14 protein-coding genes and 2 pseudogenes are annotated in these 16,760 nt (G+C 54.5%); 15 read left to right on the top strand and 1 reads right to left on the bottom strand.

What is annotated here, in order from left to right; genetic code table 11:
- Window position 1 precedes the first annotated feature (1 nt).
- The 12 genes and pseudogenes from AC2FID_RS08885 to AC2FID_RS08830 all read left to right on the top strand — a co-directional run bounded on the left by AC2FID_RS08885 (window position 2) and on the right by AC2FID_RS08830 (window position 11,627).
- The gene (locus AC2FID_RS08885) at window positions 2–1,078 is read left to right on the top strand and encodes an ABC transporter ATP-binding protein (RefSeq protein ID WP_496836416.1); all 1,077 of its coding nucleotides are present in this window, start codon (window positions 2–4) and stop codon (window positions 1,076–1,078) included.
- Window positions 1,075–1,938 (top strand): carbohydrate ABC transporter permease, encoded by an 864-nt coding sequence (locus tag AC2FID_RS08880; RefSeq protein WP_058274620.1) that lies wholly within the window; start codon window positions 1,075–1,077, stop codon window positions 1,936–1,938. The genes AC2FID_RS08885 and AC2FID_RS08880 overlap by 4 nt, the downstream gene beginning before the upstream one ends.
- On the top strand, window positions 1,935–2,732 hold the full coding sequence (locus AC2FID_RS08875; RefSeq protein ID WP_058274621.1) for a carbohydrate ABC transporter permease: 798 nt from the start codon (window positions 1,935–1,937) through the stop codon (window positions 2,730–2,732). The genes AC2FID_RS08880 and AC2FID_RS08875 overlap by 4 nt, the downstream gene beginning before the upstream one ends.
- Window positions 2,733–2,740: 8 nt before the next feature.
- Window positions 2,741–3,145, top strand: a complete 405-nt coding sequence (locus tag AC2FID_RS08870; protein ID WP_058274638.1) for a DUF2160 domain-containing protein — start codon at window positions 2,741–2,743, stop codon at window positions 3,143–3,145.
- A 66-nt stretch (window positions 3,146–3,211) separates the two neighbouring features.
- Window positions 3,212–3,607: a BlaI/MecI/CopY family transcriptional regulator gene (locus AC2FID_RS08865; protein ID WP_113790821.1), complete on the top strand. Its 396-nt coding sequence runs from the start codon at window positions 3,212–3,214 to the stop codon at window positions 3,605–3,607.
- Window positions 3,594–4,691 (top strand): M56 family metallopeptidase, encoded by a 1,098-nt coding sequence (locus AC2FID_RS08860; RefSeq protein ID WP_282169476.1) that lies wholly within the window; start codon window positions 3,594–3,596, stop codon window positions 4,689–4,691. Before AC2FID_RS08865 ends, AC2FID_RS08860 begins: the two co-directional genes overlap by 14 nt.
- 441 nt (window positions 4,692–5,132) lie before the next feature.
- On the top strand, window positions 5,133–5,522 hold the full coding sequence (gene speD / locus AC2FID_RS08855; protein ID WP_282169477.1) for an adenosylmethionine decarboxylase: 390 nt from the start codon (window positions 5,133–5,135) through the stop codon (window positions 5,520–5,522).
- Window positions 5,523–5,529: 7 nt separating this feature from the next.
- Window positions 5,530–6,822 carry a GNAT family N-acetyltransferase gene (locus AC2FID_RS08850; protein WP_282169478.1) on the top strand — a complete coding sequence of 431 codons (1,293 nt, stop codon included), beginning with the start codon at window positions 5,530–5,532 and terminating at the stop codon, window positions 6,820–6,822.
- Window positions 6,823–6,852: 30 nt separating this feature from the next.
- The gene (locus tag AC2FID_RS08845; protein ID WP_282119451.1) at window positions 6,853–7,440 is read left to right on the top strand and encodes a hypothetical protein; all 588 of its coding nucleotides are present in this window, start codon (window positions 6,853–6,855) and stop codon (window positions 7,438–7,440) included.
- Window positions 7,441–7,516: 76 nt separating this feature from the next.
- Window positions 7,517–9,067, top strand: a complete 1,551-nt coding sequence (locus tag AC2FID_RS08840) for a polyamine aminopropyltransferase (RefSeq protein ID WP_282169480.1) — start codon at window positions 7,517–7,519, stop codon at window positions 9,065–9,067.
- A 68-nt stretch (window positions 9,068–9,135) separates the two neighbouring features.
- Window positions 9,136–9,341: pseudogene (locus AC2FID_RS08835) on the top strand (transposase); the annotation flags it as partial.
- A gap of 231 nt (window positions 9,342–9,572) precedes the next feature.
- Complete coding sequence (locus AC2FID_RS08830; protein ID WP_282169481.1) at window positions 9,573–11,627, top strand: adenylate/guanylate cyclase domain-containing protein; 2,055 nt, start codon at window positions 9,573–9,575, stop codon at window positions 11,625–11,627.
- 190 nt (window positions 11,628–11,817) lie between these two features.
- Here the strand turns inward: AC2FID_RS08830 and AC2FID_RS08825 are convergent.
- Window positions 11,818–12,651, bottom strand: a pseudogene (locus tag AC2FID_RS08825) (transposase family protein); the annotation flags it as partial.
- 237 nt (window positions 12,652–12,888) lie between these two features.
- On the opposite strand from AC2FID_RS08825, the gene AC2FID_RS08820 reads away from it, so the two are divergent.
- From AC2FID_RS08820 to AC2FID_RS08810, 3 genes are read left to right on the top strand one after another with little or no spacing between them, the layout of a single operon-like run.
- A complete protein-coding gene (locus tag AC2FID_RS08820; RefSeq protein WP_496836411.1) occupies window positions 12,889–14,094 on the top strand; it encodes a YcaO-like family protein in 1,206 nt (401 codons plus the stop codon).
- A complete protein-coding gene (locus tag AC2FID_RS08815) occupies window positions 14,091–15,449 on the top strand; it encodes a TfuA-like protein (RefSeq protein WP_496836409.1) in 1,359 nt (452 codons plus the stop codon). The genes AC2FID_RS08820 and AC2FID_RS08815 overlap by 4 nt, the downstream gene beginning before the upstream one ends.
- Window positions 15,436–16,731, top strand: coding sequence for a gluzincin family metallopeptidase (locus AC2FID_RS08810; protein WP_496836407.1), 1,296 nt, complete (start codon window positions 15,436–15,438; stop codon window positions 16,729–16,731). The genes AC2FID_RS08815 and AC2FID_RS08810 overlap by 14 nt, the downstream gene beginning before the upstream one ends.
- Window positions 16,732–16,760 lie beyond the last annotated feature (29 nt).

Here is a 16,760-nt window from a genome sequence, read left to right as displayed (position 1 = left end):
CATGGCACAGATCAAGCTTTCAAACCTAAAACACAGCTACATGCCGACTCCGGCGGGTCCGGAAGACTATGCGCTGAAGGAAATCGACGTGACATGGCGCGATGGTGGGGCATATGCACTGCTGGGGCCGTCGGGTTGTGGCAAGTCCACGTTGTTGAACATCATCTCGGGCTTGTTGATGCCGTCCGAGGGCCAGATCCTGTTCGATGATCGCGACGTGACAGCTCTGCCGCCTGACCAGCGTAATATCGCGCAAGTATTCCAGTTCCCGGTGATCTACGACACGATGACAGTAGGCGAGAACTTGGCGTTTCCGCTCAAAAACCGAGGTGTTGATACGACGACGATCAAACGTCGCGTCGATGAGATTGCCGAGATGCTGGATGTCACTGAGTTGCTCAAGACCCGAGCGTCAGGACTCAGCCCAGACAATAAGCAGAAAATTTCGATGGGGCGCGGTCTGGTCCGCGACGACGTGAATGCGGTGATGTTCGACGAACCGCTGACTGTGATCGACCCGCACTTGAAATGGAAACTGCGGTCGAAACTGAAGGAACTGCACCAGCGCGTCAAAGCCACGATGATCTACGTGACCCACGACCAGACCGAGGCGCTGACCTTCGCGGACGAAGTGGTCGTGATGCAAGACGGTGAAGTGGTTCAGATCGGCACACCTGTCGAGCTGTTCGAACGTCCTCAGCACACGTTTGTTGGTCACTTCATCGGCTCTCCCGGCATGAACGTTCTGCCCTGTGAAGCCAAGGGTGACCGCGCCGTTTTCGAAGGCCACGAAGTGATGCTGGAAGGTCTGACCCATGGTGATGGCGGTCGCACCGATCTGGGCATCCGCCCCGAATACGTGGGGTTCGGTGACACAGGTATCCCGGCACATGTAACCAAGGTCTCGGATATTGGCCGTCACTACGTGGTCAGCGCCATGGTCGGTAACACAGCGCTGAAAGCAGTAACTGAACACAGTGTCCCGGAACCGGGATCACAAGTCTTCCTGCAATTCAAACCTGAACAATCGCGCGTTTACCGCGACGGCTGGATCGCTAGCGAGGAGCGGGCACAATGAGAACGGAAAACCAAAAGGCATGGTTCTTTGTCTTACCGGTGCTGGCACTCGTCGCGTTCAACGCGCTGGTGCCGATGATGACGGTGGTCAACTACTCAGTGCAGGAAACCTTCGGCAACAACCAGTTCTTCTGGGAGGGACTGGGCTGGTTCGAACAGATCCTGCGCTCTGACCGGTTTCAGGCTGCGCTTGGACGGCAGTTCCTGTTCACTTTCCTGATCCTGCTGATTGAGGTGCCCCTGGGCATCATCGTAGCCCTGTCGATGCCGCGCAAAGGCTTCTGGGTTCCTGTTTGTCTGGTTCTCATGGCTCTGCCGATGCTGATCCCATGGAATGTAGTCGGGTCGATGTGGAATATCTTTACTCTGCCCAAGATCGGCTTGCTGGGCTATTTCCTGAATGACGTTTTGGGCATCAACTATGACATGACGCAGCAGCCGCTGTCGGCGTGGATCACGGTCGTCATCATGGATGTCTGGCATTGGACTTCATTGGTCGTACTACTCTGCTACGCTGGCCTCGTGTCGATCCCGGACGCCTATTATCAGGCCGCCAAGATTGACGGCGCCAGCCCGTGGTCGGTGTTCCGCTATATTCAGCTGCCCAAGATGAAAACAGTCCTGACCATCGCAGTACTGCTGCGGTTCATGGACAGTTTCAACATCTATACCGAGCCCTTCGTTCTGACCGGCGGCGGCCCCGGCAATTCAACCACCTTGCTGTCGATCGACCTTGTGAAGATCGCTCTGGGACAGTTCGACCTTGGCCCTGCAGCCGCGATGAGCCTGATCTACTTCGCCATCACGCTGCTGGTTTCTTGGGTCTTCTACACTCTGATGACAAAGGATGACGCGCAATGAAGAAGCGGTCCCTTATCCCAATCCTCTATATCGCGTTTCTGATGCTGCCGATCTATTGGCTGGTAGCGATGTCCTTCAAAACCACGAACGAGATTCTGTCGGGCTTTTCCCTGTTCCCGCAGACCTTCACGCTGGAGAATTACATCACCATCTTCACAGATCCGACGTGGTATTGGGGCTACATAAATTCGATTGCCTACGTGACAATCAACACGGTGCTTTCCGTTTGTGTGGCCTTGCCCGCCGCTTATGCGTTCTCGCGCTATCGGTTCCTTGGTGACAAGCAGCTGTTCTTTTGGCTGCTGACCAACCGTATGGCGCCGGCTGCGGTGTTTGCGCTGCCTTTCTTCCAGCTGTACTCGTCTATCGGATTGTTCGACACATATCTGGCCGTGGCACTTGCCCATACACTGTTCAACGTGCCGTTGGCTGTTTGGATCCTGGAAGGTTTCATGCGCGGGATTCCCAAAGAGCTGGATGAAACGGCCTATGTTGACGGCTATTCGTTTCCACGCTTCTTCGTGACGATTTTCCTGCCGAACATCAAAGCGGGTGTCGGCGTCGCGGCCTTCTTCTGTTTCATGTTTTCGTGGGTCGAGATGCTGTTGGCCAAAACCCTGACTGCGGTAGAGGCTAAACCCATCGCGGCCGTCATGACGCGTACTGCCTCCAGCGCCGGGTACGAGCTGGGCCTGCTGGCCGCTGCCGGAACCCTGACCATCATCCCCGGAGCCATCGTCATTTGGTTTGTCCGCAACTACATCGCGCGCGGTTTCGCGATGGGTCGTGTGTGAGGTTCAATATGCGTAAACTTCTTCTCATCCTCCCCTTCCTACCCACGACGGCCTTGGCTCAGGCTCAGACCGGATGGGGCAACGTTGGCCAGCAAGAGGAAAAGGGATTTTCCTGGACCGACCCTTTGTGGCCCGATTTCTGGATGGCCTGGACGCCTGCGACACTTGCAGTTTTCGTTGGGATATTCTCAGCCATCGCGCTTATTGGCGTTCTAGAAGGCTTCAAATATCGCGACGGGATCGAGCGGCGCGGCGTATTGGGTCTGACCACCACGCTCGGCGATCGTCTCTTCATCACGCTTCTCGGGGCTGCCTACATCTTTCTGGCCTGGCTCGGATTGGTTGGGCAACCGGTTTGGACGCCGCTGTTTTTGTCCATCGGTTGGGGCATCTTCGTCTTCTGGAAAGTTTAGGCTTTGCGAAACAGTGAAAGGATGCTTGTCTGTCAGGCATACTAAAAAATGGCGACACCGAGACTGATGCGAAAGAAAAAAACTACAAACTTGCTGACCGAAGTGGAACTTGAGTTCATGAATGAACTCTGGGCGCTGGGTCAGGGCTCAGTCCGAGATGTTCTTGATCGTTTGGCGCCAGATCGAAATCTGGCCTACACATCCGGCGCAACAATTTTGCGCATTCTCGATGAAAAGGGATTTGTAGAAAGCGAAAAGAACGGCAAATCGTTGATTTATAGGCCACTTCTGGAAAAAGACAGGTATCAGTCGCGTTCGCTGCAAAATCTCTCCCGAACGTTATTCGACGACACCCCCGCAACTTTGGTTGCAAGGTTGGTCGACGATGCGGGGCTGACAGAAGATGATCTGGAGGAAATTCGAGCACTGGTAGAGAGGAGACTGCAAAATGACGGCGGTTAAACCGGTTCTCGACGCTTTTCTCGAGTTAAATGTTGTACTTGGATTGTCGGCACTTATCTGGCTGGCGGTGCGCGTCGTGTTCGCGCGATCGTCTATGCGATATGGGTTTGTTGCACAACTTCGATCGCTCAAAGCACTTTGTATTTGTGTTGTGCTGAGCCCGGTGCTGGCAATGGGTGTCTCGGCCTTTATCGGTTTTCTGTGGCCTGGACGCGCAGTCGCACTGGGGGATCTGGCCGTGGCTGCCTACTTGCGTGGTGATATTGCCATGCCGGCTGCGCAGTTCGAAACCCTGCTGAACACGCGCGAACGTTGGCTTGATCACGTTCTTTCTGGTTCGTCTGTCCTTGTAACATGCGTTTTGATTGCATTCGCCCTGGTGTCGACTTTCTTGACAATTCGTGTGCTTCGCGATGCATGGGCAATTCGCAAAACCGTGAGATCCAGCTTTCTTTGGCGGCGGTCGTCGAAGGTAGACATTCGTTTGTCGGACCGGATAACCGTACCCTTCGCTGTGCGCGGCCTACGTCGCCGCCACGTCGTCTTACCCAGCCATTTGCTAAATACACCGCGTGAATTGCGGTTCGCTCTGGCACACGAATTTCAACACATCCGTGCCATGGATGTGGAGTGGGAGCTGGGCTTTGAGCTGATGCGCCCGCTACTGTTCTGGAACCCGGCATATCTGGTGATTAAGCACCAGTTTGACCGACTGCGCGAGTTGGCCTGTGACCAATCCGTTGTCTCGCGTAAGGGGATAGACGCCAAAGACTATACGGCCTGTTTGCTGGATTACTGTTCGCGATCTCTTACAATGAACTGCCCACGCATTCTTCATGTGGCCTTGGTGAACGGGACAAAAGCAAAGCATGTGTTGCGTTTGCGTGTGATTGCCTTGACCGAAGCGTCGACGGCAAGTCCTCCTCTGCCTGCCGTATTTCTTGGGATGACCCTAGCATTGGCAACCATTCTTGCCATCAGCTCGGCGTCAGTACGCCAAACTCAGGATTGGAGCCACGATCGCTTGATGCTGTCGACAGTTGTTAATCTGGAACGGCTTGAGGCTCGCACTCAGGGGAATTGATATGCGGTGATGCTCTCCGGCCAGGGTTGGAGAGACGGATTGCCGTTTCATGCGCACGATGTTCAGCGCCGGGAAATTTTGGCCCGAGGCTTGGGCATGTTGAGTTCCTGATTTTGCGTTAAAGCGGGGCAGGGGTGCCCGTTCTAACGCAACCAGGCAGAGCTATGTCGTTTCACCAACGTACAACCGCTTGCGCAACCGGCATGGTGTTGCCTTGCGGGCCCGAAACCAGTGCGAGTTGCACGCTTCCCAAAGAATGGACCGGAAATAAAACGAGAGTCTGACGCAAATACTCAGACTCTTGAATGATCCCCTATAGGTTGTGTATTTTTTGCCACAGCGTGGCAGTCAAAAGCGGGCAACCCTGCAGTCAGATTGACTGCAGAGATCAATAAAATAGAAGTGGATCAATAATTTATGGTTTGAGGCTTTGAGTTTTTTATGAGCGCTGTTTTGCCCTCTTTAGGTGTACATCTTTTAGCGGATTTCTTCGATTCAACTGCACTTTATGATCCTGCTCCAGCTGAAGAAGCTCTGACACGCGCGGCTATTGCAGCCAAAGCGCATGTCCTTGACGTCGAAGCTCATGATTTCGGACAACGTGCAGGGTTTACCGGGGTGGCTTTGTTGGCTGAGTCCCATATCTCGATCCACACTTGGCCCGAGCATGGTTATGCCGCCATTGATATCTTCATGTGCGGCGACGCCGAGCCGCAGCGCAGCCTGGATGTACTGAAATCCTATTTCCGCCCGCAGCGCATTGAGGTGCAATCCATCAAACGGGGCCTGATCGGACAAAACGTGCCGCGGCTGGCTATCGCCGGCAGTTGAAGGGCGAATGAGAGAGCTGCGCAGATGCCCGGTCACGATGTCTCTAATCCTGTGCGCGATTTGCGTCTACGTGCTGTTCGGTCCGGTGCGTTATTCGGGGCCTGTGCAAAGCTTGCCCGACCATCTGTTGTTCGTGATCCGGCATGGCGATCTGAGCCATCTGACACTCAACTGTGTGATGATTTTCATCGGCGGCTGTCTGACCGAACCTCGCTTGGGCAGTACCGGGACCGCAGGCCTTGTGATCCTGAGCGTCGTTGCCGGCACAGTGGCAGAGTTCGTTCTGGTCGGGCCGGGGTTCGTAGGGTTATCAAGCGTTTCCTATGCCCTTGTTGCCTTTGGTCTTGTAGCAGCGGGACCGCCAAGCCAACGTGTTTGGGCGCTTGCGCTGATATGCATTCTGCTCGTCGCCGAGTTTTTGTACCTGCGGTCTCAGATCGCGGTTTTCACCCACATTACATCCGCGTTGGTCGGGGGAGGTCTTGCCTTGTTTAATGCGTTGTTCGGCTCGAAGGGGCCGACCCTCACGCCTATGGAATGGCGGCATGTATCGCCTGCCATTCAGATCATCGCCCAGACCGATGAAGATGACGCGGCCGAGGCTGAAGACAAATTTGTTAACGAGGGCACCCAAAACATGTTTGTCCTGCAAGATCGGGGCAACGTGCTCGGTCTGATCGGCTACAGTATTGACGAAGATGTACCTGATGTTGCGTGGCTGTCCTGGACCTACCTGGATCAGGCCCAAACCGGCAAAGGGTTGGGCGGGCAGATGTTGAACGACATGCTGGGTAAGCTTGCGCAGCTACAGATCCGCAAGATTTTCATCGAAACCAGTGACTACGAAGAGTTCGGCAAGAAAATCTATGCCGCCGCGCATAAGCTGTATGAAGAATTCGGGGCAGCGGTCGAGTTGACCGTTCCTGGGTATCACAGCCCGCGAGAGGCGAAAATCATCTATGGATTGGATAATCCGGATGCGCCCGAACTACCGCCCGCCCATCCTGCCTCAACCACAGGTCTGTCTGTCGTTGACCTGCAAAAGGCCGCGGAAACCAACGATGTAGCGGGACTACGCTGGAGCGAATCCGGTACCGGTTTGAACGGGCTGGATCAGCAGCTTTCGCTGGCTCGCACGCAGAAATATCGCATGGCCATTCTTACTGTCCCCTCTGATCTGTCCGACGCACATGCAGCCGAATTACAGGGGCAGGGGATGAAGAAATGCGGTGCGCTCAAAGAATTCTACGGCAAGGACCTGCACCAGGATTGGTGGTCCTATGACCTTGATGAAACCTGAAAACACAGTCTTAACTCGATAGGAGAAATTATGTTTGGAAATCTAAAAACAATCGTCATTTTGGGCGTTGTGGGCTTCATAGGGTATTCGGTGTTCCTGGCCCCGAAGTCCGAACAGACCGCCGATCTTGGGCAGGTTCTGGACCGGACCGAATTTGCGATCAACGAGTATCAGGAATATCTGACAGCTAACAGCATCGCCGAAGCCTCGGACGATCAAGTGGAAGAGTTCACGGAGTATCTCACCCAGATCATGAACTCGGAACCGCGCTTTTATGACGAGCCGCTGGGTCTTGAAATTCTATCCGACGCCAAGTTCTCGGGTTATGCAGACGCTAATGCAAACGGCGCACGAGACTCGGATGAAGGTGAGATTTTTACCATCGAGATTGACGAGGCCAACAGACGCCTGATCGCCACTGACACTACTGGTGAGTCCGCTGGCCTGCGTTTCTCGGGCGCCGGCTTCCTGGCCGGTGCGCTGATTGGCAACCTGCTCAGCCGACAGCGTTCGGCCGGTATCAGCGCCTCAAGCTTCAACAACCGGAACGTGACGCCGCGCGCCAGCTATTCAGCTCCGCGCAGCGCTCGCGCTGGTGGTCTGCGCGCCGGTAAATAAGGCACCGCGTCCGCAACATACTCCACTCAGGCCCGGCGCTAATCGCGTCGGGCTTTCCAGTTATTCGGAATTCAATATGACCGACACTCTGACACCGCGTTACACAGAGCTGCCACGCCGGCAGGCGATGGTTCTGCTTGGCGCGATCCTTGTTGTTGCCCTGTGCGGCATTGTCTACGAACTGATCATTGGAACGGTGTCCAGCTACCTGCTGGGCAACTCGGTCTATCAGTTTTCACTGACCATCGGGTTTTTCATGTTTGCTATGGGGGTCGGGTCATATGTCTCACGCTTTTTCCACGGCAACCTGATCCAAACGTTTATCTGGGTTGAACTGATTCTGGCCTTGGTCGGCGGCCTGTGCAGCGTGTCATTGTTCATGCTCTTTCCCTATGCGCCGTGGTTCTACACGGTGGGAATGTTTACCTTTATCTCGACCATCGGGTTTCTCGTCGGTTTGGAAATTCCGCTTTTGATGCGGGTCTTGTCCGAAAGCAGTACCGCGCGGGAATCCATCGCCGACGTGCTATCACTTGACTATATCGGAGCACTTTTCGGATCTGTTTTGTTTCCAATCCTGTTGCTTCCATCGCTTGGACTGATTTCATCCTCATTCGCCATTGGCCTGACCAATGCCATGGTCGCTTTGCTGAGCGTCCTTTGCCTACGCGACCAGCTGGATTCACCCAAACGGATGCTGGTCAGCGCAATCGCGACCATCGTTTTGCTGTTCGCGCTGACTTTGCTGGCCGGGCGCATCACTGCGTTTGCGCAGGACCATCTGTATTTTGACCGTATCGTCTGGCGTAAGCAGTCGCAGTATCAGTCACTGGTCGTCACCAACACCTGGCAGAAAAATGACGTGCGCCTTTACATCGACGGCCACCTGCAGTTCGCCGAAGCGGATGAGTATCGCTATCACGAGGCGCTGGTCCATCCAGTTCTGTCATGGGGGGAAAACGCCCCCAAGTCCGTATTGGTTCTGGGCGGAGGCGACGGGCTGGCCGTGCGAGAGATCCTGAAACACCCCAGCGTATCGCGCATCGACCTTGTTGATCTCGATCCGGCGATGACCGACCTGGGGCGCAATCTGGCCCCCATCGCGCGCCTGAACGAAAACAGCATGGAGGCCTCGATTCTGAACGTCTACAACACCGATGCATTCAACTATGTCAAATCCACCGATCAAACCTATGATCGGATCATTATAGATTTTCCCGACCCCCATAACGAAGCGCTGTCAAAGCTCTATTCGATCGAGTTCTATGCCATGGTGAACAGCATTTTGAGCGACGATGGTGCTTTGGTCACTCAAAGCAGCTCTCCCTTCTTTTCACCGCATACCTATTGGACGATTTCCGAGACCCTTTCCGAGATTTTCCCGCAGGTGGTGAACTATCAGGTTTCGATCCCGTCATTCGGAGTTTGGGGTTACAACCTTGTGGCCAATGATCCGACGGCGACACTGGGCGAGGTTCCAGAGAGTGCGCGCTTTCTGACATCCGGTGTCTTTGAGGCCGCCCAAGTGTTTTCCGAGGACCTTCTTCCCAAGCGAGAACTGGCGATTAATTCCATCTTTGACCCAGGAATCTATCACGAATACTCGCGTGACGTTTCTGGCTATTGAGCTAGGTTTGCGACCGATCGATTTCCGTCTAGCTGTATGGTTCGCCGTGGCTGAAACAGGCGGCGAGCATGCCTGATCTATTCTGGTTGAGCGACGTACAGTTGGCACGCCTTGCGCCCTTTTTTCCAAAGCCTCATGGGAAGCCCCGTGTTGACGACAGGCATGTGTTGAGTGGTATTATTTCATTAACCGCAACGGGTTAAATTGACGAGATGCGCCCAAAGACTTTGGTCCGCGCAAGATCCTCTTTAACCGTTGGAAGCTGTGGAGCGATTAAGGCATCTTTGCCTAGATGCTGGTCGGCCCGGCAGCGAATGGCGACACGCTACGAAAGATGCCAAAAGCCTTTCTCTTCGCAATCGCTTTTGCTGCACTCGTTATTTACGGGTTAGATATCCTGAAACTAACAGTTGCGTGAGATTTCGCGTCTGGGTCTAAGAAAACTTTGCTCTCTTAGCTGTCTCAATTCAATACTGAAACACGTGGCTTTTTGGCGGAGAGTTTATTGCGATTTAGTGTAGGCATTGCTGTGTCAATTCTGGTGGCTGTGTCTATCGGAGTGTCGACGTTTATTGTTCATTCCCTGTGGTGGACAACAGCGCGCGACAATAGCCGCATGCTTGCAGCAGAAATAAACGGCCAGATCGCAAACACTGTCCGTATCGAGGTGGGCGTGACACTCAGGTCGGCCGAAGCCGCCTGGGCGGCCGTTCGTACGATTTTTGTTCAGAACGTCATCGCGACGCGACAGGCCGACAAGCGGGAGTTTGTTTTCCTGTCACAATTGCAGGCGCAGCCGAATATCTCATGGATGTTCTTCGGCTGGCCTGATGGAAATTTTTTCGCGTCACATCGCCTGGGTGACGGTGGGCTTGAGATGATTGAAATCGATGAGGGAATCCGCGACCGAATGCTGCGGAAAGACCGCTACATCTTCATTCCTGGTGACATACAGTTCGAAGAGCGGACCTTTACCGAAACATCTTATGATCCGCGCGAACATGCCTGGTTTAAAAACTTCATGGGCCTCAATTCCTCTGGGTGGATCGAAGCGCGCGACCTTCCGGATAGTGACAGAACCGTTTACGCCTTTGCCGGTCCGATAGACGTCAATAGAGCGCGACAAGGCGTTCTGGCAGTTGCGATCGAAACGGATCGTTTGTCACGGTTTCTTGCCACGCTTGCGCCCGGCGAATTTGGCGCGGCGTTTATCTTGAACGCCGATGGAAAGGTTATCGCGGTCCCCGATGCCGAAGCGGATGAGGTCACTCCGGCGCGCATGGGCGAGGGCAAGCTTTATGAAGTCGCCATGATCTCGGGCGAAAGGCTGTTGGCTGACCCACAAGCAAATGCCTCTGGTACATTGACGAAACGTGTCGTCATTGACGGCGTGCCTTATGCGGTGGCGCTGACGCCCCTGGGGTTTTACGGCTGGCGCGTTGCCACAGTCATACCTGAAGCGGCCTTTCTTTCGGGCATCGACGAGACGCTGATCAATCTGATTTACGTTTTGATCATTGTGGTGGTTGTTGCAACCGGATTAGCGATCTGGCTGATCCGCAAAGTTGTGGCAAATCCGCTGGCACGCATTGCCGAAGACCTCGGTAAAATTGAGCGCTTTGACGTCGAGCAGATTGAGCGCAGACCGTCCAAACTGTCTGAGCTTTCCAATCTTTCTGCGGCCACCGCCAGCATGGCGGCTGGTTTGTCAGCATTCCGAAAATACGTACCCACAGATCTCGTGCGCATGCTGCTTGCTGAGGGTATCAAGATACAGCCCGGCGGAGAGATGAAGCAGATCTCTGTTTTATTCTGCGACGTCACGGGTTTCACCGGGCTGTCCGAGAAACTTGGCCCCAAGATTACCCAACTGATGGAGCCCTTCTTTAGCGCGGCCTCCACGGCTATCGCTAAAAATGGTGGGACGATCGACAAATTCATGGGTGATGCTGTGATGGCGTTTTGGGGGGCGCCGCGCAAGGATGTGAACCACGCTGAAAACGCCTGCCGCGCAGCATTGGACCTTGTCGCTGCAGTGGACGCGTCTGGAATTGAAGATGATGACGGCAATCCCTTGCGTGTCAGGATCGGGCTGAACAGCGGCGAGGCTCTGGTCGGAAATATCGGATCAGAGCAGCGGTTAAACTACACCGCGATTGGCGATGTTGTGAATGTTGCCAGCCGGTTGGAAGGAGCCAACAAAGATTATGGCACGCTGATCCTCATTGGGCCGGAAACGAGACAACAGGCAGCCGACACAATCGTGGTGCGCGAACTGGACACGCTAACCGTATTTGGGCGCCTTGAAGAGCTTGTGGTCTACGAACTGATAGCGATGGCAGATGGGCGTGGCGGATCATTTGCCTGGATAGAGACCTATGAACAAGGCCTTGCGCACTACCGGGCAGGGCGGTTTGAAGAGGCTCTTGCCGCATTTGAGGTTGCAGACCGAAAACGAAATGGAGATCCCGCCTCAGTCGCAATGATGGCCCGTGCCCAAAGCCTGTTAGACAAGCCTCCACCAGAAGACTGGCGCGCAATTACCAGTACCAAAAAATAGTAGTAGCCACATCCGCCTAAGTTAGGTTCAGGCCCCCTTTTTTGATTTTCGTTTTGTGGTGCGGTTCACGGCGCGCAACCGACCGGTAAATATGTCTGACCTTTTCTGGCAAGCCGACGCCTTGATTAGCCCCATCCGAGTGGTCCAGTTTGAGCGTGAGTGCAGGATTGGCCTTGGGTTCCATAGTAACGATGAACTCCGGGCCGTTGTCCGACCTGATGTAGGCCGGAGTGTGGCGCAAGATGAACAGGTCCATCAATGCACCAATGACTTCTGTCGAGTTCAGCATCCGTATCGCCAGGAACGCTTTCCCGTCATCGGTCCGATGAAGAACGAAGTCATGTGACCAGACATGATTACGATGTTCGGGTCGGAGTCGAACACACGACCCGTCCACAGCGCGGCAGGGCATTGCGAAGCAAAGTCCTCAGAGGATTCAGCCAGAGACGCCCCATCTTTGTTTCATTGGCACTTTGAGGCCCTTACGTCGCCACAGGCGCTCGGCACGCTTGTTGTTGATCTGCTAGCCCGCGTCACTCAGAAGGGCTGCGATAAGGCTTTACCAGTATCGACCAGAATGGCGCATCAGCTTGATCGTGTAGGTAGCCAGCCAGTCTTCGCCGGCACGTCCAACTGGCAACCGTCTCTGCGTGGGCCGATGCTGACCCAAAACACGGCAGATCCGCCGCTCGGACACCCGCATCTTGTTACGAATGTGATCAATGCAAGCCCGGAGACTTGAAGGGCTAAGTAGTTTCCCTGTGCTGCTTCAGACCGGATCAGCTTGCCCAACGTGAGGTGTGACACGGCACGACGCAGCCGATCATTCTCCTGCTGAAGCCGCTCTAGCTCCTTAAGTTGGTCGGTTGCCATACCGCATACTGCTTACACCAGCGATAGAAGGTCTGTCTGTTGTCCGCACTTATCGCATGGTGTCTACGCGCAGCATCTCTTGGCCGTAAAACGCCTCAACCTTCCATAATTTAGTGACAATCACTTCCGGGTTGTATCGTTTGACTATCAGATCTGACCCTCGGGTACCTAACTATAGGGGCGGAACAATTTAGTGGGGGAGGATAAGCATTTATTAATCGTATAATCAATCTTATGTTAAATGAGAATCCTTGGAGTTGTCACCTAGTTACAAAATCGACGCCAGAAACCAGCAAGGTTGACCCACACGAATTCATCTACCATCCTATTTGCGTATAGTTTGTTTTATTGTGCGAACCTGCACGTTTGTTTTGGCAAGGTCGATGAAATGACCGATAGTTCACAAAAGACCTACGTGCATGACACTCATCGTCTGCGCGACCCCGCACACACCCTGAGTATTGTGCAACCATTTCTTCGGGAAATGGGTATAACTCGGATCGCGAATCTGACTGGTCTGGATCGGATTGGTTTGCCTACCGTCATGGTTGCTCGTCCCAATTCCCGATCTGTTGCGGTGTCACTTGGTAAGGGACTGTCGTTGCAGGCAGCGCAAGCTTCAGGCGTTATGGAAGCGATCGAATCCTGGCATGCCGAACGTGTGCGACTTCCGCAACGGCTTGCCAGACTTACCGATTTGGCTGATGAAGCGACCGTAGTGGATGTGGAGCGATTGCCTAAGGTCACCGGCGCGAAATTTGATCCCAATAGCAACATGTTATGGGTCGAAGGTCGGGATTTGAAAAGCCAACGGGCCTGCTGGGTTCCGCTTGAGATGGTGGACACTGACTACACCACGGCTCCACTCGCTGGACAACGCGCCTTTCCCAGAACAACAAACGGTTTGGCTTCGGGCAACAATGTCGCCGAAGCGAGTTGTCATGCGATTTGCGAATTGATTGAGCGGGATGCAACGACGCTGTGGTCTCATCAAACCACGACCGTGCGTATTGATCTCGGCACTGTCGACGACCCAAGATGTCAGGCGGCCATTGAAAAAGTCACCGGCGCAAATCTGGAGATCGGGGTGTGGAACACCACGTCGGATATCGGAATTGCCAGTTTTCGCTGCGTGATCTGTGAGGCCAGCGGGCAGCCTGGTCACATCGGCATCGGCGACGGGTGCCATCCGGATCGAGCAATCGCGTTGCTGCGCGCGGTGACAGAGGCTGCTCAGACCCGGCTAACCTATATCTCGGGCGCGCGCGATGATCTGGATCCGGAAGAATTCACTGACCAGGCGCAAACGGATCGGTGTAGATATGTGCGGGATCTGATCGATCGTGCCACTCCGACAGAGAATTTTCAGGACTGCCCGACGCATTCAACCAAGACATTCGAGGATGACCTGGCTTTGCTGTTGAACAGGTTAGAGGCCGTCGGGATTTCTCAGGTTGTGATCGTGGACTTGTCTCGGCCTGAATATGATCTATCGGTTGTTCGGGCGGTCATACCGGGCTTGGAGGCGCCACATGACGACGCGGATTATGTACCAGGACTAAGAGCGCTGCAGATCAGGCAGGAAACCGCATGACCGTCGTTGTATTTGTGGGCCCTACCCTGCCAGCGCACGAAGTCACCGCACGGTTGAATGCTGCGATCCTACCCCCTGTTCAGCAGGGTGATGTTTATCGCGCAGCCAAGGATCAACCGCACGCCATTGGAATCATAGATGGGTTTTTTGAAGGTGTGCCGTCAGTCTGGCATAAGGAAATCTTGTGGGCGATGGAACAAGGGATACCGGTATTTGGCAGCGCCAGCATGGGCGCCCTGCGAGCAGCGGAACTTGCCGATTTTGGAATGATCGGTGTTGGCGGGATCTTTAAGGACTACCTCAGCGGCGTTTTGCACGATGACGATGAGGTCGCGGTTCTGCACAGCCCGGCAGAACTGGGGTTTCAACCGCTCAGTACACCGATGGTATCGATCCGGGCCACAGTCAAACAGGCGCAGGCTCAGGGGATTTTACCTTCTGAAAGCGTCGCGACTATCCTAGAGCATGCGAAATCCAGACACTATCGGCGCCGCATTTGGCAGAACATCGGCAAAGAGTTAAGCGACTTGCCCGGAATAGAGGCCTTTTTAGATTGGCTACCCGACGGCCAAATTGATGCCAAGGCAGATGACGCCCGCGCGATGCTGGCCCTTATGGCGGATTGCCTGTCGCGGGGCACCCTACCCCCAATTCCCGTAACGCGGACCGAACCAACATTGGTGTGGAAACAGTTGCGCAACCGCATCGACACCAACGAAGCAAAGAACCACGCGGTGATCGACGAGTTGAGGTTAGACCCGGAACTGTACGCCGAATTGCGCAACCGCGCAGTGCTGAGCGTGATGGCACAGGAAGAGGCCGCCGAGCAGGATCGGCAACCTGATCGTGACGCCCTGATCCGGCAGATGACGGACCACAGGGCCATGGCTGGATTGTCTCATAAAACGCATTTGATGGAATGGCTGACCGCCAATGATCTGAACCTTGCGGAATACGAGGACATACTGGCGGATGCCGCTCGGATCGATGCGGCGGTCGCCGCGCGTTTGACGCAGTTGGAAGGGCCATTGCTGGCCGAACTGAAACGAACCGGAAAGTACACCGATCTACGGGAACGGGCGGCCGCCAAGGAAAAAGCTGCGATTGTGAATGGGCAACTTTCGGGCGCAGATCGTCTCCGTATGGTCGTGTGGTATTTTGAAACGCGCCTTAATCGGGACGTGCCGGATAACCTGGACGGCTACGCAACCTCGCTTGGCCTATCCGGGCGCGTGGAACTTGGTGAGTTGATCGAAGCAGAGTATTTGTTTTGCCACAGGGGTTCCTGTGCAGACGTCCTAAAAAGCAAGGTGACTTCCGCCCGACACGAGGGGTCGATTGATGAACACACATGAGACTGTAAGCGACGAAGAACCCGGCACACGGTTCCTGCTGTATCCGCAATCACCTTTTCTGGAACCGGGCGCGCAACCGGAGCTTGTCGAAATTTCGGCTCCGCAAGGTAGCATCGGGCCGGGGCCGTCCGGTCCGCGCATGTACACTGTAAATCCTGTCGGCAAAACCACACCTTACGGCGCCATTGTTCCCGGGCCAAATGGACCGGGTATGTATCTGCCTCCTTGGGACGGATACATCCAACCGCCCGCGATGCCTGATGAGTTAGGGAACTTCTTTCATATTGCCCCGTCGGACCCCTCATTTGAGGCGGCGCATTTGTTCGGGTCAGCTCACTTTACAATGGATGTTTGGCAAGGGTATTTTGACCGGCCGATCCCATGGCATTTCTCACGCGATTTCAACCGGCTTGAACTGTCCCTGCTACCCAGTCTGGACAACGCACATATTGGTTGGGGGTTTCTGGAAACGGGCGGCACACACGAACATGGAGACGAGTACCGCCCATATAGCCTGAACTTTGACGTTGTCTCCCATGAAATTGGACATGCCATTATCTATAGCGTCATTGGTATGCCGTCAGACGGAGATGCGTCGGGCGAATATTACGGATTTCACGAGTCCGCTGCCGATATGGTTGCCCTGCTTGCCTCGCTGCATTTTGGATCGGTTGTCGAAGCGCTGCTGAAAAACACGCGGGGAAATCTGTACACATTCAATCGATTGAACCGGTTTGCCGAACTGGGTGAAAACGCCCAGATCCGGATTGCCGCAAACACACGGTCCATGTCCGAATTTGCAGCAGGATGGTCCAGCGAACATGACCTGTCGGAACCGTTGACCGGCGCAATGTTTGACATATTCGTGGACATTTATCACGAACGCCTACTGGTGCATGGATTGATCTCGGCCGAAGAAGAACACCTGTCCGACCAGCTTGAGGACTCACCGGAGTACAGCGAGGTTATGCAAGGTATTTTTGATAGCCGCTACGCTGAAAATCCCGAAGGGTTTCGCATCGCTCTGCTCGAGGCACGCGACTATCTGGGAACCTATCTGGCTGATACGTGGGACCGGCTCGACGCGGACATGCTCAGCTATTTCGGCGTCGAAAAAGCACTGCTTGCTGTAGACCAGGAAATCACTGGCGGTGCGTTTCGCAACATCATCGAAGGCAACTTCCGCATGCGTGATATTGGTCTGACATCTGCCGGTCCACGTCTTCCCGACCCCGAGGAAGACAGCCACTCGGCCTCGGTTCGTACGCAGGTGCCAGTGTAACTTGTAAAATCCTTTATTTTTAAGCGGTT

The organism is Ruegeria sp. CDSC068, from assembly GCF_059610545.1.
The sequence above is the reverse complement of the archived record's forward strand: the minus strand, read 5'-3'. Positions and strand labels throughout refer to the sequence as shown.

Coding starts and splice junctions, on each gene's coding strand:
- AC2FID_RS08885 (WP_496836416.1), top strand. CDS start 2: ATGGCACAGATCAAGCTTTCAAACCTAAAACACAGCTACATGCCGACT.
- speD (WP_282169477.1), top strand. CDS start 5,133: ATGAGCGCTGTTTTGCCCTCTTTAGGTGTACATCTTTTAGCGGATTTC.
- AC2FID_RS08845 (WP_282119451.1), top strand. CDS start 6,853: ATGTTTGGAAATCTAAAAACAATCGTCATTTTGGGCGTTGTGGGCTTC.
- AC2FID_RS08880 (WP_058274620.1), top strand. CDS start 1,075: ATGAGAACGGAAAACCAAAAGGCATGGTTCTTTGTCTTACCGGTGCTG.
- AC2FID_RS08870 (WP_058274638.1), top strand. CDS start 2,741: ATGCGTAAACTTCTTCTCATCCTCCCCTTCCTACCCACGACGGCCTTG.
- AC2FID_RS08865 (WP_113790821.1), top strand. CDS start 3,212: ATGCGAAAGAAAAAAACTACAAACTTGCTGACCGAAGTGGAACTTGAG.
- AC2FID_RS08810 (WP_496836407.1), top strand. CDS start 15,436: ATGAACACACATGAGACTGTAAGCGACGAAGAACCCGGCACACGGTTC.
- AC2FID_RS08860 (WP_282169476.1), top strand. CDS start 3,594: ATGACGGCGGTTAAACCGGTTCTCGACGCTTTTCTCGAGTTAAATGTT.
- AC2FID_RS08815 (WP_496836409.1), top strand. CDS start 14,091: ATGACCGTCGTTGTATTTGTGGGCCCTACCCTGCCAGCGCACGAAGTC.
- AC2FID_RS08840 (WP_282169480.1), top strand. CDS start 7,517: ATGACCGACACTCTGACACCGCGTTACACAGAGCTGCCACGCCGGCAG.
- AC2FID_RS08875 (WP_058274621.1), top strand. CDS start 1,935: ATGAAGAAGCGGTCCCTTATCCCAATCCTCTATATCGCGTTTCTGATG.
- AC2FID_RS08820 (WP_496836411.1), top strand. CDS start 12,889: ATGACCGATAGTTCACAAAAGACCTACGTGCATGACACTCATCGTCTG.
- AC2FID_RS08850 (WP_282169478.1), top strand. CDS start 5,530: ATGAGAGAGCTGCGCAGATGCCCGGTCACGATGTCTCTAATCCTGTGC.